The sequence below is a fragment of the Stenotrophomonas sp. GL_101 genome (assembly GCF_057835675.1).
The window spans coordinates 2,308,769-2,333,020 of the sequence record NZ_CM174432.1; the positions used below are offsets into that span (position 1 = coordinate 2,308,769).

General features: G+C 62.4%; 19 protein-coding genes. 5 read left to right on the forward strand and 14 right to left on the reverse strand.

Going from position 1 to position 24,252, the window contains the following annotated elements; genetic code table 11:
• The first annotated feature begins 70 nt into the window (after nt 1-70).
• A complete protein-coding gene (locus tag AC3IR9_RS10285) occupies nt 71-3,361 on the forward strand; it encodes an autotransporter family protein (RefSeq protein WP_489295621.1) in 3,291 nt (1,096 codons plus the stop codon).
• A gap of 13 nt (nt 3,362-3,374) precedes the next feature.
• Here AC3IR9_RS10285 and AC3IR9_RS10290 read toward each other — a convergent pair whose 3' ends face one another.
• Both AC3IR9_RS10290 and AC3IR9_RS10295 read right to left on the reverse strand, forming a co-directional pair.
• A complete protein-coding gene (locus tag AC3IR9_RS10290; RefSeq protein ID WP_489295622.1) occupies nt 3,375-3,650 on the reverse strand; it encodes a hypothetical protein in 276 nt (91 codons plus the stop codon).
• A 710-nt stretch (nt 3,651-4,360) separates the two neighbouring features.
• Nucleotides 4,361-5,281 carry an aspartyl protease family protein gene (locus tag AC3IR9_RS10295; protein WP_489295623.1) on the reverse strand — a complete coding sequence of 307 codons (921 nt, stop codon included), beginning with the start codon at nt 5,279-5,281 and terminating at the stop codon, nt 4,361-4,363.
• Nucleotides 5,282-5,385: 104 nt separating this feature from the next.
• On the opposite strand from AC3IR9_RS10295, the gene AC3IR9_RS10300 reads away from it, so the two are divergent.
• Nucleotides 5,386-6,093: a response regulator gene (locus AC3IR9_RS10300; protein WP_489295624.1), complete on the forward strand. Its 708-nt coding sequence runs from the start codon at nt 5,386-5,388 to the stop codon at nt 6,091-6,093.
• A 32-nt stretch (nt 6,094-6,125) separates the two neighbouring features.
• Nucleotides 6,126-7,454 (forward strand): sensor histidine kinase, encoded by a 1,329-nt coding sequence (locus tag AC3IR9_RS10305; RefSeq protein WP_489295625.1) that lies wholly within the window; start codon nt 6,126-6,128, stop codon nt 7,452-7,454.
• Between the two features lie 229 nt (nt 7,455-7,683).
• Here the strand turns inward: AC3IR9_RS10305 and AC3IR9_RS10310 are convergent, their stop codons facing one another.
• The 8 genes from AC3IR9_RS10310 to AC3IR9_RS10345 form a co-directional block, all read right to left on the reverse strand.
• A complete protein-coding gene (locus AC3IR9_RS10310) occupies nt 7,684-7,935 on the reverse strand; it encodes a hypothetical protein (protein ID WP_489295626.1) in 252 nt (83 codons plus the stop codon).
• Nucleotides 7,932-8,159 (reverse strand): site-specific integrase, encoded by a 228-nt coding sequence (locus AC3IR9_RS10315; RefSeq protein WP_489295627.1) that lies wholly within the window; start codon nt 8,157-8,159, stop codon nt 7,932-7,934. Before AC3IR9_RS10315 ends, AC3IR9_RS10310 begins: the two co-directional genes overlap by 4 nt.
• A gap of 495 nt (nt 8,160-8,654) precedes the next feature.
• Nucleotides 8,655-9,769, reverse strand: a protein-coding gene (locus AC3IR9_RS10320) for an IS3 family transposase (RefSeq protein ID WP_489292866.1) whose coding sequence is annotated in 2 segments (ribosomal slippage) — nt 8,655-9,517 and nt 9,517-9,769 — 1,116 coding nt in all. Because the reading frame shifts where the segments join, the coding sequence is not laid out codon by codon here.
• A gap of 620 nt (nt 9,770-10,389) precedes the next feature.
• Nucleotides 10,390-10,878 (reverse strand): hypothetical protein, encoded by a 489-nt coding sequence (locus AC3IR9_RS10325; protein WP_489295628.1) that lies wholly within the window; start codon nt 10,876-10,878, stop codon nt 10,390-10,392.
• Between the two features lie 126 nt (nt 10,879-11,004).
• On the reverse strand, nt 11,005-11,850 hold the full coding sequence (locus AC3IR9_RS10330) for a serine hydrolase domain-containing protein (RefSeq protein ID WP_489295629.1): 846 nt from the start codon (nt 11,848-11,850) through the stop codon (nt 11,005-11,007).
• A 227-nt stretch (nt 11,851-12,077) separates the two neighbouring features.
• Nucleotides 12,078-12,653 (reverse strand): TetR/AcrR family transcriptional regulator, encoded by a 576-nt coding sequence (locus AC3IR9_RS10335; protein WP_489295630.1) that lies wholly within the window; start codon nt 12,651-12,653, stop codon nt 12,078-12,080.
• 9 nt (nt 12,654-12,662) lie between these two features.
• On the reverse strand, nt 12,663-13,547 hold the full coding sequence (locus tag AC3IR9_RS10340) for an NAD(P)H-binding protein (protein WP_489295631.1): 885 nt from the start codon (nt 13,545-13,547) through the stop codon (nt 12,663-12,665).
• A gap of 82 nt (nt 13,548-13,629) precedes the next feature.
• On the reverse strand, nt 13,630-14,094 hold the full coding sequence (locus AC3IR9_RS10345) for a hypothetical protein (protein ID WP_489295632.1): 465 nt from the start codon (nt 14,092-14,094) through the stop codon (nt 13,630-13,632).
• A 776-nt stretch (nt 14,095-14,870) separates the two neighbouring features.
• Between AC3IR9_RS10345 and AC3IR9_RS10350 the strand changes: the two genes are divergently transcribed.
• Together AC3IR9_RS10350 and AC3IR9_RS10355 are read left to right on the forward strand one after the other, a co-directional pair.
• Nucleotides 14,871-15,851, forward strand: coding sequence for an alpha/beta hydrolase (locus AC3IR9_RS10350; protein WP_489295633.1), 981 nt, complete (start codon nt 14,871-14,873; stop codon nt 15,849-15,851).
• Between the two features lie 32 nt (nt 15,852-15,883).
• Complete coding sequence (locus AC3IR9_RS10355) at nt 15,884-17,365, forward strand: OprO/OprP family phosphate-selective porin (RefSeq protein ID WP_489295634.1); 1,482 nt, start codon at nt 15,884-15,886, stop codon at nt 17,363-17,365.
• 236 nt (nt 17,366-17,601) lie between these two features.
• On the opposite strand, the gene AC3IR9_RS10360 is transcribed toward AC3IR9_RS10355, so the two are convergent.
• Genes AC3IR9_RS10360 through AC3IR9_RS10375 form a run of 4 tightly spaced genes read right to left on the reverse strand, consistent with a single transcriptional unit; the run spans nt 17,602 to nt 24,224 of the window.
• Complete coding sequence (locus tag AC3IR9_RS10360) at nt 17,602-18,786, reverse strand: Wadjet anti-phage system protein JetD domain-containing protein (protein WP_489295635.1); 1,185 nt, start codon at nt 18,784-18,786, stop codon at nt 17,602-17,604.
• Nucleotides 18,783-22,199, reverse strand: coding sequence for an SbcC/MukB-like Walker B domain-containing protein (locus AC3IR9_RS10365; RefSeq protein ID WP_489295636.1), 3,417 nt, complete (start codon nt 22,197-22,199; stop codon nt 18,783-18,785). The genes AC3IR9_RS10360 and AC3IR9_RS10365 overlap by 4 nt, the downstream gene beginning before the upstream one ends.
• The gene (locus AC3IR9_RS10370; RefSeq protein ID WP_489295637.1) at nt 22,186-22,800 is read right to left on the reverse strand and encodes a DUF4194 domain-containing protein; all 615 of its coding nucleotides are present in this window, start codon (nt 22,798-22,800) and stop codon (nt 22,186-22,188) included. Before AC3IR9_RS10370 ends, AC3IR9_RS10365 begins: the two co-directional genes overlap by 14 nt.
• Nucleotides 22,797-24,224: a Wadjet anti-phage system protein JetA family protein gene (locus AC3IR9_RS10375; protein ID WP_489295638.1), complete on the reverse strand. Its 1,428-nt coding sequence runs from the start codon at nt 24,222-24,224 to the stop codon at nt 22,797-22,799. The genes AC3IR9_RS10370 and AC3IR9_RS10375 overlap by 4 nt, the downstream gene beginning before the upstream one ends.
• Nucleotides 24,225-24,252 lie beyond the last annotated feature (28 nt).

The window sequence follows — 24,252 nt, forward strand, 5'->3', positions numbered from 1 at the left end:
GGGACCTAGCACTTTCGAGGCTCAGGATTACATTGAAGTATGATGCCGAGCTCACCCTAGGGTCTAGCACATGAACGCCAAACAAGAATGCGCGCCCGATCACACAATGGAATCACAGAAGCCGGCGCTGGCTCTGGCATGGGCTGGGCGTCCCCTCGTTCGCACCCGGCTGAAGGCCAGGCCACGCCTGCTGGTGCTTAGCGGCGCCATCGCGGCGTGCTTCCATGCTGGAGCTGTTGATTTCACCACCCCGGTGACTGCGGTGGCAGGCGAGGTCGTAAGCCTCGCACCGGGCGATACGGTAACCGTTGCCAATGGCGTTGCGCTGAGCGCTTCCGGACAGGGAGCCTACATCGGCGCTGAGGGCGTCACCTTAACCTTGGGGGACCTCGGCACCGGTGTGACCTCAACGCAGGGCGGATCTGTGAACTTGCGCGACAGCACGCTTAACCTAAATCCAGCAACCGGCAGCGTATTCTCAGCCCTTGATGCCTCGGGAGCGAACAGTACGATTACGACGTCGAACGTGAACATCACGGCGCTGAGCAATGCTTCGGGCTTTGCCACCGTGAATGCACGCGATGGCAGCCAGATCTTACTAGAGGGCGGCCGCTTGACCAGCGAGGGCAGCGCACTGCTGGCCACCGGCAGCGGAAGCTACATCGTGGCATATGGCATCGCAATTGCTAGCGGAGTCAATGCCACCATTGCAGCAGAGGAAGGGGGGGTGATCGCGCTTGAATCGCTCAACCTCGCTTACCAGGATGGCGACAACGTCGCGGGCGTCGATGCCTACGGTAAAGATTCGAAGATTTACCTGACAAGGGTCACGATGAGCAATGGCATGTTGTACGCCAATGCCGGCGGGAGTCTCGATCTTGAATATACCTCGGTCACCAGCAAGGGAGGCGTACTGAAATTGCTCGGAGACAAAATTGGTGGATTCACTTCTTCGGCCACCATACATCGAGGCGTGCTTGAGAGCGACGGCGGCCATGTTCTTAGCGTAAGCGAAGCAGGACAACTGACCACGATCGGAACAGCCATAATTTCTCAGAATGGCGCCTCTGGAATACACCTTTCGGACGACACCTCATTCGCTGAAGTGTACGATACAGACATCCATACTGACGGGGCGTTTAGCGCAGGAAAAGGCATATACGTGGAGGGCGGCCTTGCAAATGTGAAGGGCGGAACCATCAAGACCGAAAAGGGCGGGTACGGCCTCTATCTGGAGACAAGGTACTCGGGCGCGTCATCCGGCCGGATCAGCACCGATGGCCTTGTGATCGCAGTTGATGGGAATGGTGCTACCGGTGCATTTGTCAGTGGCGAGAAGTCACACCTCGACTTCGTGAAAGGCTCCATCGATGCGCTAGGCGACTATGGCGCTGGCATCAAGCAGATTGACGGTGGCGAACTCTCCGTGACAGATGCAGTCATCCGCTCCGATGGGCTGGGCTCGGCCGGCTTTAGCGCCTCAAGTACTACGGACAGCCCACTGGTGAATGTAGCGACATTCACTCGTAGTGCCTTGGATACAACCGACGGCACCGCGATTTCAGTCAATGCCGGCAATCACGCAATCCAGCTCATCGACAGCACTGTCATCAGTCGTCGAGATCGCGATGATAGTAGGGGCGAACTGGTCTCGGTCAATGATGTGATGATTGATCCCTTGGAAGGCCCTTTCAGCCTGCTCCTAGCTGGCGAGGTGAGGCTTGATGCGAACAATTCCAAGCTGACGGGCGACGTGTCTGTAAACAGTGCAACAGCCCAGGTTGCTATCGTGCTGAATAACGGATCGACGCTCACAGGTGCGCTGAGCACCTTGGCTGCGAACCGTGTTTCCAACTTGTCCATCGATACCACCAGCCGCTGGAACGTTCGCGGCGAGTCGGCATTGCGCATGCTGGACCACGCTGGCACCATCGCCTTCGTCGCGCCGACCCAAGACGACTTCAAGACACTCACAGTCAGCGGAGACTACATCGGCAACAACGGCACCTGGATCATGAATCGCAAGCTGGGTGATGACGCCTCGCTGGGCGACCAGGTGGTGATTCAGGGCAACAGTAGCGGTACTGCAGGCATCAGCGTGCTCAATGCGGGAGGAGCGGGCGCTGCGACCAGCGAGGGCATCCGCTTGATCAGCGTGACCGGCCAGTCCAACGCACAGTTCACCCTGCTGGGGCGCTCGGTGGCGGGTGCTTATGAGTACCAGCTGTTCAAGGGCGGCATAACTACGCCGGGCGATGGCAACTGGTACTTGCGGTCAGAGGTCACCCCGCCAGTTACACCTCCTGTGACCCCGCCAGTTACACCTCCTGTGACCCCGCCAGTTACACCTCCCGTCACCCCACCAGTTACGGCCCCTGTCACCCCGGTTACGCCGCTGAGAATCGAACGCCCCGAGCCGGCCGCCTATCTGGCCAACCAGACCGCGGCGCTGCGCATGTTCCGGCACAGCCTGCACGACCGTGCCGGTGATACGAGCACGCTGTCGCAGGAGCCGGATGCTGTGCGTGCCACTGCATGGGCTTACCTGCGCAGCAGCCAGCGGGATGGCCGCAGTGCCGGCGATCAGGTCAGCGTCGACAGCCATGTCGACAGCCTGTTGCTGGGCGTCGGTCGGGCGTTCGAGTCCAACTATGGCGGCAGCCTGCAGGTGGGTGTGATGGGCGGCCAAGGCCGCGCGCGCAACAACACTACCTCACGGGTGACTGGCTATAGCGCGCGCGGTGATGTCACCGGCACAAGCCTGGGCGTGTACGGCACCTGGCTGCAGAATGCAGCCACGGGAAGTGGTTTCTATGTGGACAGCTGGCTACAGTACGGCCGCTTCCGCAACAGCGTGCAAGGTGATGGCTTGCAGAAGGAGCGCTACCGCTCGCGCAGCTGGACCGGCTCGGCCGAGATCGGCTACGCGATTTCGCTACATCAGAACGAACGGCGCGCGATCTACCTTGAGCCGCAGTTGCAGGTCCTGCACAGCCGTTACGATGCTGACCGCGTGACCGAAGTCAACGGTACCGTGGTGCAAAGCGAGCGTGCCGATGGCGCCACCACTCGGGTCGGCGCCCGTCTGTACACGCGTTCGTTGACTCTGCGTCAAGGTCAGGTGCATCCTTTCTTGGCAGTGAACTGGTGGTCCGGCGGCAATGCGTCGGCGATTGCGATGAATGGCGAGCGGCTGCCGCGCGATCTGCCCCGCGATATTTACGAGGCCAAGGCCGGTGTGCAAGTGAATCTGTCGGGCGGCTGGCGCGGCTGGCGCGGCTGGGGCCAGATTGTCCATCAAAGCGGCAGCCAGGGCTATAGCGATACCAACGCGCAGATCGGTGTGTCGGCGAGCTGGTAAGTGCGCATTCGACCTAAGCGGAAGGCCCGCCAGTGGGCGAGCCTTTCTTTCTTAACACCATCGGCGTCGGTGCGCCGTAGGGGCACAGGGAGGCCATCAGGCCGGCACCGATGCTGACGCCCAGCTTGCCACGCAGGTCGTCGCTGAAGGCGAGGTAGTCGTTGCCGCCTTGCAGCTGGTCGAACGATGCGTTTGCGCTCGCGCTGACGGCGGCAACCTCCCCGGCAACAGGGTGTTCCCAGGTCGCGACAATGTCCGGATGCAGTGCTGCGAACACCAGATTGGTCATGATGATGCCGGCCTCGGGCTGCCTGTCGCCCAGGTTGCTGAAGGCCAGCTATTCAACCGTGAGCCGGACACCATCTCTGCAGGCGTGGCGGGCGTGTATGGAAATGTCCCCGTGGACACCACTCAGTACGACCTACTCGGTCGTAGCGTCGTCGCCAGGGCGGCCTATCGCTTCTGACCCAGCGCCGTCCCGCCGAGTGCGCGATGGCACCAGCTCGCGGCGGCGTCACTTTGCAGATCCAGACCACGTGCCAGCTGGTGCCGGCGGGAGCAGGCACTGAGCAGGGCAAGGAATTAGGAATGTTTACGGGGGTAGGGCGCATGTCCGCTTTGGGCCGAAAGCGGACAAAGGTCGAGCCTTGAACTGACCTGACAATCGGCCAGTTGCTGGCGCAATGGGCGCTGCGTGTGTCGCCGCTGCCGCAGCACTTTCCTGCGCTTGGCACCCAGTTGCGGTGGGCACTCTTTCTCGACAGGGGCAGCTCTGCTGCTGTTCTTCGCCGCGGTCTTGGATGCCTATCTGGCCGAGACCACGAGCGCGCGCGAGTACCGGGAACACCGCGATCTGCAGCCCATGCTGGTGCACCTGCAGTAGTTGCTGGCTGGTCCGTGGGAGAACACCAGTCCCTTCCAGCCTCCCTGCAGACGTCCACACGTCGAGGCAATAGGTGGAAGGCGCCGGGCAACGCGGCTCGGCGCCTTTCCCGCCGATCAACCGGCGGATGGGGCCTGCAAGCAAATGCGCTCCGCGCCGGCGGTAATGTCGATCTTCGCGCCATGCATCGCATCGGCCCCTAGGATTAGCGCCGGCCGCTTGTCCAGACCCAATGCCTTGAACACCGGCAGATCGCTGATACGCACTTCCATGGCGGCGTGCAACCAGTTGCTGCTTGCCATCGCAGGCAAGGTATAGAGCCAGGTGGGATGCTCTTGGCCACCCAAGCCGGACGTACCCTTTTCGCGGATTTTCACGCGAGGGTCGGTGCCATCGGTACGGACTCCCAGCGCGGCCGCGGCTGCGGCGTTGAGCACGGTCTGCGCTGCGCCAGTATCGACCACTGCGATGGCCTCCACGTTCTCCCTACCAAGGCGGACGGTGATGAAGGCGAATCCCTTCATAGCCGGTCCACGCGCCGGTAGCGCATTGGCCTGGCAATGCGCGCCGTCGGGCAGGGTCGCCGGCGACCAAAGCTGTAGGGTGCCGGCGGCGAAGTCCCACCGGGTATCCCAGCGCCGGGTGAGGTCATTGCCGATGATACCGTCGATTGCCGGGTCATCTCCACTGGGGAGCTTGCTGAGGTCAGTCTGCACCGCCGTTGCCTGCAGCTGCAAGCTACCCAGCTGCCAGGTGGTGGTGCGCACCTGTCGCAACTGGGTGCCGCTGGAGCTGGCCCCTTGTGCTCCCGATACCACGCCCTTGCTGTCCTGCAGATTGTAGCGGCGGGCGACCCGGTCATCGACCAAGGTGGCGCCGGCCGCGCTGTCCACCACGAACCGCAGCGGCTCGGCACGTCCATCCAGGTTCACGGCAATGGCAGGGTGGCTGCCCTGCATCCACATCGGCAGCGTGTGGGCGGGGGCCGCCGATGCGGGCGTAGCGAGGGCGAGCAGTGGAAGCAGGATGAGACGCATTGTGGTTCTCCGGTACAGGGTAAGCAGCATTTGCGCGTGCCAAGGTATCGCGATGATGTCCAGGTTGATACCGTATCGATACATTCCGGATCGATACTGCGCGCATGAGCCGTTCTGCCCAGATCATCGTTGTCGACGACGACATCAGTATTCGCGATGCCATCGCCGAATGCCTTGAACTGCACGGGTATCGGATACGTATGGCTGCCGATGCGGCGACGCTGGATACGCTGCTGCTGGCCGAACGCCCCGATCTGATCATCCTCGACTGGATGATGCCTGGCGAGGATGGTCTATCGGTCTGCCGGCGACTGCAGGCGCGCGCCATTCCGATCCTAATGCTGTCGGCGATGGGCAGTGCGCCCGATCGTGTGATCGGTCTGGAAATGGGTGCCGACGATTATCTTGCCAAGCCCTTTGATCCGCGCGAGCTGTTGGCGCGGGTGCGTGCTTTGCTGCGTCGACAGGACAAGCTGCGCGTGCAGGCGGTTGCCGAGTTGCGCTTTGGTGGATGGTGCATGTTCCCCGATCAACGGCGTCTATTGGCGCCCGATGGCAATGAAGTGGCGCTGAGCCGCAGTGAATTTACGTTGCTGCAAGCATTGATCGAGCGCGCCGGACGGATGCTTGATCGGGAGCGGCTGATGCAGCTGGTGCACGGCGAGCAGAGCGACAGTGTTGACCGTTCCATTGATCTGGCAGTCAGCCGCCTGCGACGCAAGCTGGAACGAGCTGCGAGAGGCGGCGAGGGCTTGATCCTGACGTTGCGCGGAGAAGGGTACCGCTTCGGTCGCACGGTGGAACGCCTGTGACGCAGCGTTGGTCCACTGGGCGCTGGATTGCCATGCTGGCATTGGCAAGCCTGTTGCTGGCAACTCTGGTGAGTGTGGCGGTGGTGGGCTGGTTGCCGCGACCGGTGCCACCGCCCATGCGGCTGGGGCAGGCGGTGCAGGTGCTGCGCGGCGAGATCGCGGCAGGCAACGTGGGTCTTCGCGTGCAGCAGCGGGCTGCAGCACCGTCCGGCAGCCTCAGCCCTTGGTTGTCGATGCTCGCCGCGCAGCAGCTGCAAGTGCCGGCATCCCAGGTGCGCCTGATCTGGAGTGGTTCGGGCAAAGTACCCGAGGTGCAAGTTATTGAGGGCAGTACCGTGCTCAATGCAGCACAACGCCATCAGTTCCTTCAGGCGCAGGGGCAGCTGCTAGGCGCGATGCAGTTGCCGCCGTTCGAGCTGGCGGTCCAGCAGGCCGATGGCCACTGGCGGGTGGTCGGTAGTGATCACAGTGACCTGGCGGCGTGGCGGCGCCAGGTGCTGCTGGCCCTGCTGGCCGGCACGGTGTTGCTGGGGCCGTTGGCGGCTTGGGCCGCGATTCGTCTGGGGCGTCCGCTGCGCCGGCTGGCCGATGCCAGCGCCGAGGGCGACCTGCGCTCGATGGCGCCGCTTCCCGACGATGGTCCGCGCGAAGTCCAGGTGCTGGCGGCGGCGATCAATGCTAGCCGCATTCGGTTGCGCGAACAGGCGCAGGAAATGACCCGCATGCTGGCAGCGGTTGCGCATGACCTTCGTACGCCACTGACGGGACTTCGGTTGCGCGCGGAATTTGCACCGCCCGAGGCGGCTAGACGTATGGTTGCCGATATCGATCGGATGAACGTGATGATCCAGCAAGTGCTCGATTACGCGCACGGCGAATTGGAGCCGCCATCAATGCAGTTGCTGGACCTGGCCGCTTTGCTGGAGGACTGTGTGCAGTCGGCCCGACTGCGCGGAGTGGAGATTCAGACCGATTTGCCGGGTGCCTTGCTATGGGAGGCCGATGGACTGCTCCTGCGTCGTGCGCTGGACAATCTGATAGATAACGCCGCCCGCTATGCCGGGCCAATGGAACTGCAGGTCCGCTGCACAGACGACGTACTATTGCTGGATCTAGCCGACCGTGGTCCAGGCATCCCGGCAGAAGATCGGATGCGGTTGCTGCGCCCTTTCCAGCGCAGTGAGGCTTCGCGCAGTCGGGCTACCGGAGGGGCTGGGCTGGGCCTGGCCGTGGCGGCAATTGCAGCGCGCCAGCATGGCGGCGAACTGCAGCTGCTGGATCGGGTAGGCGGCGGGCTACTGGTGCAGATGCTGTTGCGGCGAGAACGCTCCAGCACCTCAACAGCAAAGTTCGGATTGTAGGCAGGGTTCTCAAACCGCCAGCGCTCCTCAGAATCCTGAGTGGGCTAGCGCGGCTACGCATCTTGCGATAGACGTGATGCTAGGTCGCGAGGGGCTCAGCCAGTAGCTCGACGGTCGATAGGTGATGCGGTGTCAGGTGCTGCGTTCAGAAGCTCATACAGAGCAGCGATCGCGGCGCGCTTCTCTGCGTCGTATTCGAGGAAGTTGTAGTGACGCTTCTGTACGCCGCTCAGGCCGTGGGATTGCAGGTGTCCAGGCACTTCTTCGGAGAGGCCCAGCGCGGCGAGCCTCGTCTTGACAGTGCGGCGCAGATCGTCCGGTGTAAGGGGGACTCCAGCTCTTCCGCAGCGACCATCGCCGCGACCACTGGATCCATGACTCCCCGGAAATCGTCATAGGTCGCAGGGGCCTTGCCATCGGTGAGTGAGAACAGGTGTGGACCGGCTTCGTCACCGCGCAAGAGGCCCAGATCGATGATCACCTGGGAAGCAGCGGCACCAGGTGCACGCGGGGTTGTCTGCGACGCCCCTTGTTGTCCAACAGCTGTACGGATCCGGTACCGGTGTCGGCATCGTGATCGGACCACCGCCGCCGGATCAACTGCGCAATCCGCTGGCCGCCGGTCAGCAAGTGGAAGCGGAGCAGGGCACCTTGCCGATCGGGCATGGCCTCGATCCCTTGCCAGTAGGCGCGGAGCTCGGCCACCGAGAGCACCCGATCGCGCGGTTGGGTTGAAAGTGACCATGCTAAATGGAGGTTCCATGCGGTTGCATGCCATACTCGTGCGATCCTGGAAGGCAATCTCTACTTCCATTACCTCATACTATCACCACCTGGAACGGCTGGAAGAGGCTGGCCTGGTGGAGATAATTGAGCGGCGCAGCACCCGTCGCCGGCCCGAAGCGGCATATGCAGTGGTGTCGCGAGAGCGGTATTCGGCCGACGCACTGCGCACGGAGGGGGGCGCAGAAACCTGATCAAAGTGGCCACCAGTGTGGTGAGCGCCAGCCTGCGCGCCTTCGCGGCGGCAGCAGCGCAGGCAGCGGCGCGCTTCGAAGGCAGCCAACGCAACTGCGCTCGGCATGCGCATGGAAGGTATCCGCAAAGATCTGGTGCTCGGGCACATGAGGGCGTTGGATGCCAGCGATTACTGAATAAAATTGGCCTATCACTGAGGAAGCTGTATCGTAAGCTCCCCCGTCAAGCAGACATTTCTAAAGTAGAGCTTCTGGTGTGAGCGGTACGGTACTCGACGGGGCTCATGCCGCTGAGCGAGTCATGTGGACGAATCTCGTTGTAATCGATCATCCACCAATGCGCTGCCTCACGTACGTCCTCAAGGCGTGCGAAGAGGTGCTGGTCCAGCACTTCCTCACGGAACGTGCGGTTGAAGCGTTCGATGAAGGCGTTCTGGTTGGGCTTTCCAGGTTGGATGTATCGCAGCGCCACGCCGCCGAGTTTGGCCCACTGGGTAAATGCTTCGCCCAGGAACTCAGGGCCATTGTCCGACCGTAGAACCTGCGGTAATCCGTGATCACGTTTGAGCTGCTCGAACACGCGCACCAAGCGACCAGAGTTGAGTGATGTATCCACCTCGATATGCAGCACCTCGCGGTTGAAGTCGTCGACCACATTGAACGTTCGGAATCGTTTGCCACAGGCCAACGCGTCACTCATGAAGTCCATGGACCAGACGGTATCTGGCTGCCTGGGAACATACAGCGGCACCCGCTCGCGCTTTGGCAGACGGCGCTTGGCCGCTCTTCTCAGGTTGAGCTTCATCGCCTTGTATACCCGATAGATCCGCTTCGGATTCCAGTCCCGTCGCTTCTTGCGTAGTTGATCGCTGCACTTCCAGAAACCTCGACTGGGCCGCTCCTCGACCAGCTTGGCCAATGCCGAGATCAACTCCGCATCGCGCACGGTCCAGTCCAGTGGCGGCGCATACCAGGCCGCACGAGACAAACCCACATAACCGCAGGACCGGCTCAGGGGGCGCGCGTGCACCTCGGTGAGGAAACGCACTGCCTCACGCTTCTGACCCGGCCCTACAGTTTTTTTGCGATCAGGTCCTTCAGCGCCGCGTTGTCCAGCGCCATTTCCGCATACATGCGTTTGAGCTTGGCGTTCTCAGCTTCGAGGTCCTTGACTCGACGAAGCTCGGACGCCTCAAGCCCGCCGTACTTGCTCTTCCACTGGTAATACGTCGCCGTGCTGATGCCGGCCTGGCGACATAGATCCTTCACCGCAAGCCCGGCATCGCCCTGCTTGAGGATCGTGATGATCTGCGTCTCGGTGAATCTTGATGTGCGCATGCAACCTCCTGGCTGGTTAAAGATGCCAGAAAGCTCTACTTATCGGGTGTCTGGCTGCCGGGGGAGCTTACGGTGGCGTGGTACTTGTGGGCTCGAACGAAGACATTCGTCGCGCTGAACGGAGGAGGGCATCTGCCAGCGTTTGGCTTCGTACTTGCTTCATTTCTGCTGACTTCAGCACTGATCGTGGCACTGGTGTTAGCCATTGTCTCTTAGGAATAGCTATCCAACAGCCATCCCGGCCGCTGGCGGTACCCAGACCAGGGCGAGGTCCCGATTAAGGCCTGAGTGACGTCCGGGCGCAAGCGATTGATCTCTAGCTATTGAGCACATTGTTTGCGAGGGTGGTCGCCCGGCTGACAGACAGCACCTCGATCAGGTCCCGCCGCCTATGCCTAGATCGCCCCCAACCTCTGAGCAACTTCAACAGGCCTGGCACTTGGCTGAGGCCGGGTCGAGCGAGCTGGAGCAAGTCACGGAGACGTTGGAGTCGCTCCGGCGTCCGGCGGTGACCAATGGGCGGCGCCGCGCGCCGCTAGGTCCTGACGCGACCTTCTGCTTTGGAAAGTCCAGGATTAGGGATGTTTATCGGGGGTAGGGTGGAGGGCAGCTGTTGGCCGTTAGGGGACGCTATGCATCTGCTGCCAGTGAAGTGGGGCCGTCGATGCCGGTTGAGGTCGCGGCGATTCATGGCGACTTTCCCCGCAGCTCGAAGAGACAGCCTTCGTGCACGGCGCCCCCCAATCATTCAATCGCGAATCCGGCAACTCGGCCCGTCTCGTCCAGCCGGACCGTATAGCCGATGAACGCACCCGGGCCGAACTCGGCCACATAGCTGTACAGCGTTCCTTTTCGCCCTGGCGTGCGCCCTTGAACACCATCGCCGTTGGCGCGCCGTAGGGGCCCAGGGAGGTCATCAGGTCGGCACCGATGCCGGCACCCAGCTTGCCACGCAGGTCGTCGCTGAAGGCGCTGTAGTCGGTGCCGCCTTGCAGCTGGCCGAACGATGCGTTTGCACTGGCGCTGACGGCGGCAACCTCCCCGGCAACAGGGCGCTCCCAGGTCGCGACGATGTCCGGATTCAGTGCGGCGAACACAAGATTGGTCATGATAATGCCGGCTTCTGGCTTCTTGTCGCCCAGGTTGCTGAAGGCGAGGATGCGCAGGCCAAGATCCGGGAAATACTCATCGGCAGTGGTGAAACCTTGCGAGCCGCCGGTATGACCGATCCGTGCCTACCCGTACGCCGTATCCACGAACATGCCCAGGCCGTAGCCCACCGGCTTGCCATCGGTGGTGACGAAGGAGGTCTTCATCTGCGCATAGCCGACGTCGGACACCACCTTGCCCCCGCTTAAGGCGGCGTCCCAGCGCGCCAGGTCATCCAAGGTGCTGGCCAGGAAGCCGGCCGCACCGCTCCAGTCCGGATGGAAATACGGTGAGCGCCGCAACGCCTTCTGCTCGTGCCGATAGCCCACGGCCATGCGGGACAGGCGGTCGCTGTCGGCCAGGGTAAAGGTACGCGTCATTCCCAGCGGCGTGAGCATGTGCCGCTGCAGGTAGTCGCGGTAGCGCTCGCCGGATACAGTTTCAATCACCTTGCCGAGCAGCGCGTAGCCGGTATTGGAGTACGACCAGCGCGTGCCCGGCGGGAAGTCCAGCGGCCGGTCGGAAATGCGCGCGATCAGGTGCTCGAAGTCAATGGGGCGGGTCACCAGGTCGTCAACCTCCGCTTCCGGCCCGTCGAAATATTCGTGAAGGCCACTGGTGTGGGTCAACAGCTGGCGCAGGGTCACCTCGGTGGCGTGCGGCGCGTGCGGCAGGTAGCTCGCCAGCGGGTCGTCCAGCTGCAGCTTGCCTGCTTCCTGCAACTGCACGATAGCCGCAGCGGTGAACTGCTTGGTGATCGAGCCGATTTCGAATGGGGTATCGGTACATACCGGCAGGGCGCGCTCACGGTCGCGTAAGCCATAGGCGCTGGAATAGATCGGCGTGCCATCAAGGATCACCGCGATGGCCGCGCCGGGCACTTGGAAGCGCTGCATGACCTGCTGCACATCGGCATCGATGCGCCGTGCCACGGTCGGGTCGATGGCGGAGGCAGGGCTGCCAACAGGGCAGACAAGTGCGGCCGGCACCCTGGGCGAGGCCGGGGCGGTGAAGGTGACAATGACGGCGGCAAGGCCGCCTGCAACCTCAACTTATCGATCGATTCGGATGACGGTCTTCATTTATACGTACTAGTGATGACGGATCCCGCTCGCTGACCATCCCTTAGCCTTGCAGCGGTTCTCCATTCCACTACGCCTTAAGCCCCAACTACTGCAGCGAGCACGGCTTCGCGAACAGCATGCGACAGCCCTTGATCGCGAACCTCGGCGGGCTGCCGCAACAGCGTCAGAATCGTCCCCGTCGCCCCTGCCTGAAGTAGTTCGAGGGTGCGTGCTTCTGTGACCCGCAAACGTCCCGTGCTTGCAAGTCGACGAACCTTGTCCCGCAGAAATTCCGTTCCCTGGCGCATGGCAGGAGTCTCACGTGCTTGAGTCGAGCGCAACACCATGACCAGGAAGATGGCTGGTCGCGCCAGTCCGAACTCAATGTGTAGATCCCATCCCTCGCGCAGTTCCTGCAATGGGTCCGTCGTTGTCTCCCGTCGGGCCTTGGAGCCGACATAGGCCTGCAATGCGTGCTCTGCAACTGCGTCAAGCAGACTGTCCTTGCCGCCGAACAACCGGTACAGGATGGGCGGCTGAACACCCGCTGCCGCAGCGACTGCGCGAGTCGTTGCCGCTTCGATTCCCTGAGTCGTAATCAAGTCTTCGGCCGCAGAGAGGATCCGCTCGCGGTGAGTATTTTTTGCGTCTGGTGGAAGGCTCGAAGTCATGTATGAAATTCAGCGAAGCTGCCTGGAAGCATTCGGGAGCTTTGCCTCCAGGAAGCTGCGTAGCGTAGCGGCTGGGCGGCCAAGCAGATGTGCCAAGGTCGGATTGACTGTAGCGAACTCGCCGGCTTCCGCAGCATGGTAGTAGCCAAGGACTATCTGAACCGTCGATTCAGGCATGCCTGAAGATCGCAGAGCAGATGCCATTGCTTCCTGGGTCACAACCTTGCGCACGATCGAACAGCCCAAGAGATCAGTTGCCAACGCGGCCAGGTCGGCCAGGTCGAGCGCTGCATCACCTGTGAGCGGCGGCGTCGGACCATCGAACTGGGCCTTGCCAGCCAACAATAGTGCGTCCACGGCCGCCAGGTCATCATGCGTGGTCCACGCCACCTTGCCGTCGGGCGGCCCAGTAAGCGCACCCGAAGTGAAACCCGCCTGATTCATCATGTAGGCGCTGCTGGCGTAATAGCCGTGACGCAACGCCGTCCACAGCAGGCCCGAGCCGGCCAATAGTCGCTCGGTCTCCGCATGGTCCCGCCCCGGCGGGAACAGCGAGGCCGGGGACGCGGAGACTTGGCTTGTATAGAGCAGCCGATCAACCCCCGCGCTCTTGGCTGCTTCGATGACATTGCGATGCTGGGCAAGCGAATCGCCGCCGGTGGCCGAAGCATTGGATGAAATCAGCAGGACGCGCTCGGCCCCCTCGAAGGCGCGACGCAAGCCTGCGGGATCCGAGTAATCGGCCGTTCGTACCCGGATGCCCTGGTCGGCGAAATTCTCCACGGCGGCAGGGTTCCGGACAGTGACGCCGATGCGATGAGCAGGGACATGGGTAAGCAGGTGTTTGACGACGAGTTGGCCCAATTGGCCGGCAGCGCCTGTGACGATGAGCATAGGGAAGAGCCTGTGGCTGGACGGGATGTTATCAATGATAACACAGTATCGATATCATTGATAACACTTCACTCTCTGAGCTTCAGGCGGGGGATGCATCTGTGGTGCTTCGCCAGACCATTGCGACGAGCCAGAATGAGAACAGCTGGACGATGTCGGCCGCCGCAGCCTCACACTCCACGCGTGCTTTGCGGGTGAGGGGATGCTCAGGTTCAATTGTGCCAACCACGGCATCCCCAAGGAGCATGTCGTAGCCTCGTGCCATCAAGGCCTGTTGCTTCAGGAGAAGGACATCCTTCCCCCAAGTCAGATCGAACGAGCGACCCGCTATGCCACGTTTTTTCGCGACGGCGACAATGTTCTCGCCCTGTTCAAGGGTCCAGCACGCATTCACCCATCCCTTCTTTCGGACCACGAGTCTAGCGTCATTGAACAGGATGGTGCCCTGATCGGAGAATGGCTCGAACATGATCTGCGCGTCGCCAAGAGTAAGGCCAGAAACCACATAGTTCCACGAAAACACAGAATGGGGTGTGCATTTCAGCATCGGATCCGACCTCGGCACTGCGGAGCTGCAGTATCCCTCGTGCGCCCCCGGCCGGGGACGTTCTGGACAACGCTGCAGCAAATTCGGCAGTAGTGCCGGCCGCTGGCCGGCAATCTGGAGGTCCATCAAGTCTATGTTGGCAGGCCCCGCATGCAGCATGGATCAGGTGCGCTGCGAGTAGTTCAGCGATGTAGCTGCTTTAGTGGGAAAATCCGGATCTGCCGGAAAGGTCCAGAACACACAGACACGTCGCCATCATGATCACCAAGGTACAGCCGTTCACGCGCGGTGGAAGCTCGATGGGGGAACCCAACTGCAGTGGGCGCTACCGTTACGACGTACCAGGCCAGCGTATTGCTTTGTCAGCCTTCAAGGCTCCCTTCCAGGTCACAGCGCAGGCGGACGTGCCAAGCGCCAATGTCGCCTACTCGTTTGGCCAACGTGGCTGGCTGGATGATCTGACTTGCTACAACAACCTCAGCATGACGCGCCCAGTCGGACACAGCGTGGGGGTGCGCGATTCGTGGCAGAACGTCACCGCGTGCAGCCCGCAGAAGGGGGCTTCGCCTGGCGAAGTCGGTGTCAGCGTCGTCTGCACTTGTGCAGATCGATGCTGCAGTGCACACGGCACGGTGCAGCTAGTCCTATCCGGCTATAGGACGCCAGCGCGGCTCGCCCCACACTTCGCCCTGTGAATGCCTACGGGAGGGCGTGAGATGAGTCTGTATACGGGGAGGCTGCGCTGGCTGGCACTGCTTCTGTTCCTGTTGAACCCTTTGCTTGCGGGCGCGGTGCCGTCAGTGCCGCCTGCATTGGCACCCGAGGTGGTTCCGCTGTGGCCACAGGACCACTGGCAGCAACGCGCTCGTGGGCCGGAACGGATCGGTATCGAGGGCAGCGCAAAGGGCGCGGTCTCGGGAATCAGTAACGCGCGCATGGAGATCTACCGACCGCTGAAACCGAACGGGACAGCCGTGGTGATCTTCGGCGGTGGGGGTTACTTCCGCATCCAGATCGGCAGCGCTGCCAAGCCGACGGCGCAGTGGCTGCAGTCGCTGGGTGTAACGGCCGCCGTGGTCTACTACCGGCTGCCTGCTGATGGGTGGGCACCGGTCTCGCCCTTCCAGGATGGCCAGCGCGCCATGCGGCTGCTGCGCGCGCAGGCGGCAAGCCTGGGGGTCGATCCGGAGCGCATCGGCGCATTGGGCTTTTCCGCCGGGGGCAATCTTGCCGGTATCGTTGCCACGCGCTTCGACGCCTCGTTGTATCCGCCGGTGGATGCAGCCGACCAGCTGTCCGCGCGCCCCGACTTCCTTGGCATGATCTATCCGGTCGTTTCGATGCGCGCGCCGCTGGACCAGACCCGGTCGAAGCGGGAACTGGCGAGTCAGGACGACGCACAGCAGGCCTATTCGGTCGAACAGCACGTCCGCAAGGACATGCCGCCGGTGTTCCTGGCCCAGGCCGTGGATGATCGCACCGTCGATGTCGGCCACAGCGTGGCGATGTACCAGGCCACGCATGCGGCAGGCATTCCGGTAGAGCTGCATCTGTTCGAAGCCGGAGGTCACAGCTGGGGGTTGGGCAAGCCCGGAACATTGGTCGCGCAGTGGCCGCGCCTTTTCGCCAGCTGGGCGCGCAGTCACGGCTACCTCGGACCACCGCCTGCGCGACTTCCGCCGCACGATACCAGCGGGATGCCCGCTGCCGCTGCTCAGCCACAGCCTTCGCTGGGCGATGATGGCGCGGGCGACTGAGCCGCGCACTGTATTCCATTCGGGAGAACTGCATGAATTCACTGAAGCGTGCCGCGCTTGCCGCGGCTGCCGGCGGCAGCCTGTTGCTGGCTTCACCCTCTGCGCTGGCCGCGGCTGGCGATACCAAAGCCGGATTGCGTGCGCAGGTGCAGCAGCAGGCAAAGCAACTGCGCGAGCAGGCATCCCTGCTGGAGCAGCTGAGCGCACGCCTGGCTGCGCTGGAGAGTGGATCGCAAAGTACGGGCGGGGCACCCGGCAGCGATGCGAACGTCGACGCGCAGGTGGCTGCGGCCATCGCGGACACCCGGCAGGATGACATGACCATTCTGCAGGCGCAGGTGGCGCAGCTCGCCGCGACCGGTGGAGGAGGTGATGGCAATGTGCGCTGGCGCAAGGGCGGCCCTGAGTTCCGCAGCAGTGATGGCCAGTTCACCTTCCACCCCCGTGGTCGCGTGATGGTCGATTTCAGCAGTACCCACGGCTCCGGATTCGGCGCACGCAACGTCACCGGCACCGACCTGGCCAGCGGCCGCCTCGGTGCCGAAGGTCAGATGGGACCACTGGGTTACAAGATCGATGCGGAGTTTGCGGGCAACGATGTCTCCCTGAAGGACACCTATCTGTCCTGGGACACGCGGCTCGGCAGCCTGCCAACGGAAATCTACGTGGGCAACAAGCTCAAGGACCGTGGCCTCGATGGTGGCACCAGCGGCGTCAATACGCCTTTCATGGAGCGCAATGCGGTGGCGTCGGTCGGTGCACAGCAGAGCGGGTACTACGGGCTGGGCGTCACCACCAAAGTGATCGGTGATGGCTGGCACGCCAGTGTCGCGGTGACCGGCGACGATATCGGCAATGACAGCACGGCCAGCGACACCCTTGCGTATCTGCTGCGCGCACACTGGAACCCGCTGCGTGGCCAGGCAGGCTTCGTGCATCTGGGCGGCTGGTACTGGTACGAGGATCTCGGCCAGGACGTCGGCAGCATCAACAAGACCGCTCCGATCGCGCTGGGCTGGAACGGCAATGTGCGCGTGTCGGCCAGCTCCATCGCCAACGTCACCGACAACCGCGCCTGGGGGCTGGAGCTGGGCGGAGTGTACGGCCCGGTGTGGGCCTTCGCCGAACACACCACCCGCACCATCGAGTCGCGTACGGTCGACTCGGTCGACCAGCGGGCGACGTCGATCTACGCAGGCTGGCTGATTACCGGCGAGCGCCCCGGATTCAGCAGCCGCTCCGGGGTTTGGGGCACCACGCGGGTATTGCGTCCGGTGCAGGAAGGTGGCGTTGGCGCGTTCGAACTGGCCGCGCGCTATGACCGCTACGACTTTCTCGATGCGGCACGCGGCGGCGAGGGCACTGCATGGACGCTTGGGGTGAACTGGTACCTCAACAACTGGTCGCGCCTGATGCTGAACTATGTTCACTGGAAGACCGACAACAAGGTCGGCAACGCCCAAGGACCTGATTCCGGCAATACCGTCGGCGTGCGAGCGCAGGTTTCGTTCTGATCCCGGCCGGCGATCTGCAAACATCGGTCCTGGCTTGTCGATGGCGCGGCTCGATCGCGGGATGGAACGACAGTCATTGGCGCGCGCCAAATGGGCAGCGGGCGAAGGATGGTATGGCCAAGCAGACGACGTCCGCTTAGCCGAGGCCGGACAATGGGACGGGGATTAGGAAGATTTATCGGGGGTAGGGAAGGGGGCGTGATTCCGATTGGCGTTGGCGAAGAAGCAGAAGATCCTTACATGTGGCCAGCCGCGCTCGGCAATAGAATGGGCACATCCTCCTGCTCCATCACCGCTGGCGGGAACGATTCCAGTATGTGCGCGAGTTCTGCCCAGCCGGCCCGCCGGGCACTGCGCACCATATCCTGACGCATGCTGTCTTCGGCCGGATCGGCAGATGCCAAGTCGGAGGGGTCCATAAGCCAAGGTAGCAGAGGCCTTGGCGCCAGCGTGGAAGCTATGACCGCCGCGATCCGGAATCCGCCGACGTCGATGTCTCCCCAGTGATAGACCGGCGTTGAAACCGGCAGCGCAGAAACAATCGCGGCCAGGGCGCGCCGCCAGACGGGCGAGGGCATACCGCCGGTGAAAAGTACTAGTCCTTGACGTTGTGCTTGTTCGGTTCTCGCCACCAGTTCAAAGGTGGTCCAGTTCTCAACGCAGAGCACCCATTGGGGATCGCCGGTGAACCCAGTTACCTGTCCGGGACTCACGGCCAGGTACTCATAGGCGAGCTCGCGCTGACCTGAGACTTGCAGGTGCACATGGCCTTTCCCGGCCAGAGCAAGCGGCAAAGGAGCCTTACGCAGGCCAATGCCGGAGAGCACATCTTCCCAGTGCCCGGAAGGCGCACGCACCGCAGGTGCGGTCAACGCATCGAGCTCAACGATAAGGGCCTCGATGCGCTTGCTGTCCCGGAACAGCTGCCGGCTCGCCACACGAACGGTCGCTTCCTCCTTGAGCGCAGCCATGTGAGCGATAACTTTTGCTGCATCGACGAATCGCTCGAAGTCCTCAGGGCCTCGCCTCCGGACCTGTTGTAAGCCGCGCCAGATCTCCAGCACCTCATCCAGTGCCGGCACGGCTCCGCGCCAGGGCGCGAAGGCCGAGGCTGCTCGATCTAGGAGTGCTTGCTGGGTTGGAACCTTCAGGAACTCAGCCAGCTTCTGCGCATCGGATACTGTCACCGCATCCAGCGGGCGGTCCTCTCCGCCATAGCGATTCCACATCAACGCGACAGCGCCCGCCTCGTTCGCCGCAGTGAAATAGGCGTTGGCCTGCTCTCGCTGATCAAGCGAGAGCGAGAGGTAGGGGCTATCACGCCCGTCCAGCCGGGCCCGCACTGCACGACGGACTCCCTTCACCTGTGCACGTTCGGCAGAAGCGAGCAGCTTCTCAAGGGTCTTGCGCGCAAGGCTCATCCTGGCGCGCCTTGGTTGCCCTGCAGGCGCTGCATTTCACGCAGGATCAGGTCCGGGTGGTAGAGCGGGTTGTCGCTGGCCAGAAGCTCACGTGCAGCCTCGCTGAGCCTGTAGCGTTCCAGGTGGATGGTGCGGCTGCCATGTCGCGCCATGTCGTAGTACACATCCAGGAAACCGCTGAGCTTGGGCTGATCCGTTTCAGGGCCCGCCATCAGAAGCTGCAACCCCAGGGTATTGAGATAGTCCGCCACGGCACGGACGTTGGTAGCGTCCATCTTGTCGAATGCCTCATCCAGAAGCATCAAGCCACCACCGGCGTTACGCCCGTGCAGATTGCCGTAGGCCGCAGCTAGTGCCGCACCGAAGATCACATAGAGCGGCGTGCGGTGCTCGCCACCGGAGCCCGGCCCGAAGCGCTTGCTCAGCACGCCGATGGACTCCCCGTCACGCAGGATGTCGATGTCGAAAGAGAAGAAGCGCCGGTAGTCCTGAAGGGGGCTGCTGTCCTGCAGCAGGGGACTGCTGGCGTCGGCCTCGATCAGTTCCCGGAACTCGGGAGGCAAGCCCTCGGCCTTCTCCCAGATGGCGTCCTGCTGATCGACTTCCTTCAAGCGCTGCAGGAACTCATACAGCGGCCTGTATGCGTCTACCACGTGGTGCCTGAAGAAGTAGCGTTCTCGATTCGAGAACTCCGGCGCCTTCTTGAGGACCTGGTTGAGCGCGGAAATCTGCTCTTTCACCCGATCAAAGCCCGCCAGCAGTGATTGCACCACGTCCGTGCGGAAGACACGCTCGGCAGCCTTCAGTGCTTGTTCGGCCTCTGCCTCCTTCTCTGCCAGGGCCAGCGTCACCAAGCGCTCCTCTTCCTGCTTGATGAAGGCCGCACGGGAGACCCAGTCGCCCGCGATATCAGCATTGACGCTGAACTCGATTCGATAGCGCGAGAGCAATGTGCCAGCCTCGACCTCTGCCTGTTGGGCCTTGTCACCCAGCTGCTGAGCTCGCGTACGGCAATGATCAACCAGCACCGTAGGTGCCGCCTCGGCGTAATCTTGCTCCAGCTTTTCCCTCAGCCTGTCGACCTCGGCACTGTCGTAGAGCGGATCCTGCCAAAAAGCCTTCTCCCGTTCCCGAGCGGTGCGAAGCATCTGCTCAGCGGTGGCCAAGGCCCGAGTGGCTTGATCCTGAAGCAGCTCCACGCGCACCAGCTCCTTGCTCCAGTGAAGCGCCTGCTCATTCGCTTTGGTCAGTGCGAGCTCCGTCAGCCGAACACGCTCATCCAGAGACGCCACCTCGCTGGAGGTGGACGCGGCCAGGCGCTGCTGAACATCATCCAGATCTGCCCACTGGGTCTGTAGCACGATGGTCAAGCCGGTCAGGCGCTGGGAAATGGCTTCAGCTGAGCCATACGTGCTCAGGGCCTGTGTGGCCTGCCGATGTGCGGTCAACACGCGGCTAGACTGTTCGAGCTGCTCAGACAGCTGCCGAAACTGCTGTTCGGCCAGCTGCCGGCTGGCTTGTCGGTCCTGACGGCCGATCTGCAGATCCACGGGCAGGCGCCGACGATCGATACCGCCTCCGCCGGCAACCATGCCGTCATCGGTAATGGCGCGGCGCGAGGCAAGCAGTTGCGCCTCGGTCTCCACGCACTCGACCTGGCCCAGCTCGCCGCGCAGATAGGCCACAGCATCAGCGTTGCTACCTTCGATCAGGCTCGCTGCCAGCAGTCCGGGTTCCTGCGCGCGCCAATGCCGCAGGCGAGAGGGCGCCGCGATCTTTGCCCCGTAGATCGGCTGATTCCTCTTCATCTGACGATACACACGCACGGCACGCTCTTCGTCGTCGCGCTTGACCAACAAGGCTTGGGCATTCAGGCCCAAATAGGCTTCCATCGCAGCCTGCCATTTAGGCTCACTGACCTGAACAAGGTCACAGACCGGAACAGCCTCGATGTCCTCTTCCTGCAGTCGACGTTGCACCAAGTCGACAGGATCCGCCAATCGGGACAATCCTTGGGTCGTGCGGGCAAGAGCACGACGGGCTGCATCCGTTTCGGCGGAAAGCTCCTGGTGAGCCACATCAAGCGTGTGGGTTGCGCGTCCACTCAAATGTGCGGCACGTGCCATCGCGTGAGCCAACGCGTTGATATCTTCGCCCTGGGGCAGGCTCCGAGCGTCAAGCTGACCGAGTGCGCGGCTGATCTGCGTGCCCGCCAGTTCAAACTGCACGCTGTCAACTTGCAGGGCAGGTTGTCGCGTAGCACTTGCCACTGCACGGAGCATGCCGTTCAGTTCGTTGGACAGGGCGTCGTTGGCTAGTCGGGCAGCCTTTTCCCGCTCGTGGAGCTGTCCGGTCACCTCTGCGCGGTTCTGATAGCCAAGATCTCTGGCCCGATCTTCGCGGGCCTGTCGATCCGCATGTGTGGCACGTTCCAACTCCGCTTCGGCCCGCTGGCCCTCGGCCTTGGCGCCAGTCATGCGGGCTTCCAGTTCCACCAGCTGATCTTGCTGGTGTGCCGATTCGCTTCCGGCTGCCTCGACCTCGACGGTGGCCGCCAGGCTCAGCAGGTTGGCCTGCCGCGTGCGCTGTGTCTTGACCTTCGTGTACTCCCGCCCTACGGCCTGCGCGCCTTCGATCTGTTCACGAATGCGCAGTACGAGCTCGCGCATTTTTCTGAACTGATCAAGGCCCACCTTGAACTCGCGGATGTTTGTTGGGCTGGCCTGAATCAGGTTATCCCGCAGGGCCGTGCTCAGATCATCCATGACCTTCAGCTGGAGGGAGCGCTGGAATGCGTTCCGGAACATCAGAGGATTGGGCTTATCGCCTGGAGCTGCCAAATGATCGATCAACAACTTGCGGACGAACTCCTCCCGGTTCTGTGTGATCAAGGAGGTGCGCGCAGAACCGGCCTCATCGACCAATGCCTTCAATCGATACTGCGCGTCTTTCCACGGCAAGACGCGGACTTGCCCATCGGGCAGCGCTTCCACCAGGTCCGCGCTAGTCAGGTCAACGCCGGGCAGGATGTACAAGCCATGGAAGGAGTGCTCGACCGCATCTACACGAGCGGAAAGCGCCACGCCGGCGGTCACTACCTCGCCGGTATCCTCGTCCCGAAACACCAGGCTGATATAGGTATTGGAAATGTCACGGCAGCGGCCGTGCTCGCTCTGATCGTAGATGCCCAAGCAGTAGCTGCGAAGCGAGCGATCCCGGCGCTTTCCATCGGCTTGTGCATTGAAGTGCACGCGCTGGGTGTCAGCGCCCAGCATCACTGTTTGCACGGCATCCAGCAGGCACGTCTTGCCGGTGCCGTTGGGTCCCAAGAACGCCGTGTTGCGCCCGACATCAAGATCCTCGCGCTCATAGAGGAAGAACTGCAGCAGGCTGATCCTGTTAAGCAACTTCATCGTCGTCCTCCGTGTCAGAGCCGATATGTCCGTAGGCGGCCAGCTGGTGAAGTGCTACTTCGCCGATGACGTCTTCGATGGCGGGGCGCACCACGACGACGAAGGGATTGCTGGGATCGCCCGTAGGTCGTTGTTGGACGATGCCGTGCCGACGTAGCGTACGAAGGGATTCCTCCACCTCGCTCTGCTTGAACCGCCACTCGATGTTCAAGTGTTCCTGCCATGCCTGCTGGATCTCAACGAGCTCGCAGACGATCTCGCCATTCTCGATGTCGGCGCGCTGCATCTTGTCGTCGTAGAGCCGACGAAGGATTACCGCCATGCGTGTATCAAACAGGCGCATCCTTGGGCCGACGCGGTGACGGGCCATCAGCACCACGTAGCCGTGGTGGGGCCGGTGGAGCAGCTGCCGGCCGAAGGGTTCGAAGACATTTCGGAAGGCGGACAGATACCTGACGACCAGTTCGTAGGCATGGCGACTGCCATGATCCCTCTCGTGGATTACCTGGTAGGTATCCAGGCGCGTGGCGGCCTTCTCCAGGTCTTCAACCGTCACCGTGCCCTCACTGGTTTCGGCGATTCGATTCCATACTGAGCTCATGCGCGCTTCTCCCGATGCACGACGAAACGTCGATGTTGAACGTAGTCGCCGCGTGTCCATGTTTGACCAACAAACTTGACCGACATGCCGGGCACCATGCCGACAAACGGATCTTCAGACGCCACGGCGATGGGGGCCTCGAATCTTGAGGCAATCAGGAGCAAGCGCTGATAGCACGCCAAGTCGGCAATGGACTGGATCGTCAGATCCTCAGATCCGATCTCGTGGGCGCTGCCCAGGTGCCGGACCACGTAGGTGGCCAGCTTGATGGGTGTGACAAGTCGCGCCTCGGTCATGCTGCGGCGCAGGGCGTCCAATGCGAGTGCATCCAGAGTGGGTGGTGTCTTGACCACCGCAGTTCCGAGGTTCTCCTTCGGTGGCGTGGGTGGCGGGGCCCACCACTCAGGCCCCAATGGCTCGGCGGGCAATGCATCGGGCAACGCGATGTGGCCTTCGGGCAGGTGCCGAATGGCTTGGCACGCCTTGGCAAGCAGGGCGTCGAAGGAGCGTGGCGCCCGCGCCTTGTACTCCAGGTAAGTCAGGGCGCGCTGATTGGCGGCCCGGATCTCGTCATCCAATCGCTTCAGGTGCTGCTCTACATCCTGCAGGCGCATCAGCCGTGATACGTCGCGATCAAATAGGCGCTGGCCGCGAGCGGGATCTCCGGAAGCGAGCTTCTGGATGTACCACTGCTGCAGCGGCCCTAATAGCTCTTCGACGTGGCTGCAGCGCAAGGTGTCGTGAATGATCTCGGTACGATGCTGCAACGGATGGTGGGAGGTGCGGATCTCCAGGTAGTCGCCAATGAACAACTTCTGGATATAGCCCTCGAAGAAGCCTTCGACGAACTCTCGGGTAGTGCCTACTTTCTGCAGGCGTTCCATCAGGTCATAGACCTGCACGCCCGTGTTGGCGATGTGGGTCCAGAGGGTGTGCGCCTGTCGGGCCGCTTCATGGAACGATCCCCCATCGGCTTTGCCTTCTACGACCAGCCTTACATTGGAATGGATCGACAGCACCTGGCTGCCCAGGAAGTTGGGGCCGCGCTCGGAGAACTCGACCAATGCCTCGTAGAACTGCGCCGCGATGGGGCGCACCGTGGTGACGGTACGGACGCCCCGTTGACGCTCGGAGAGCCAGTCAGCGTCGCGGAACGTCAGATAGATGTCGTTGGCCCTGATGGCCACCGGTGAATCCAGGGTCTGGCCTTGATCATCCAGCCACGGGTCATCGTGAATCAGGTGGCTCTCGATGACGCGGATGACTTTGGCCTTCTCGATCTCCAGTCCTGGCGCGCCGGCGCCATCGCCCCAGAGCTGATCGAACAAGCGGCAGAGAACCGACCAGTAGTGGCGGTGATTGGTGGCAGCCAGTGGCCTGAACAGCGTGGCCGGGATTCGGTCAAACAGGGGCAGTGCATCCATCACGGCGAACCTGATTTATGTTAGATTG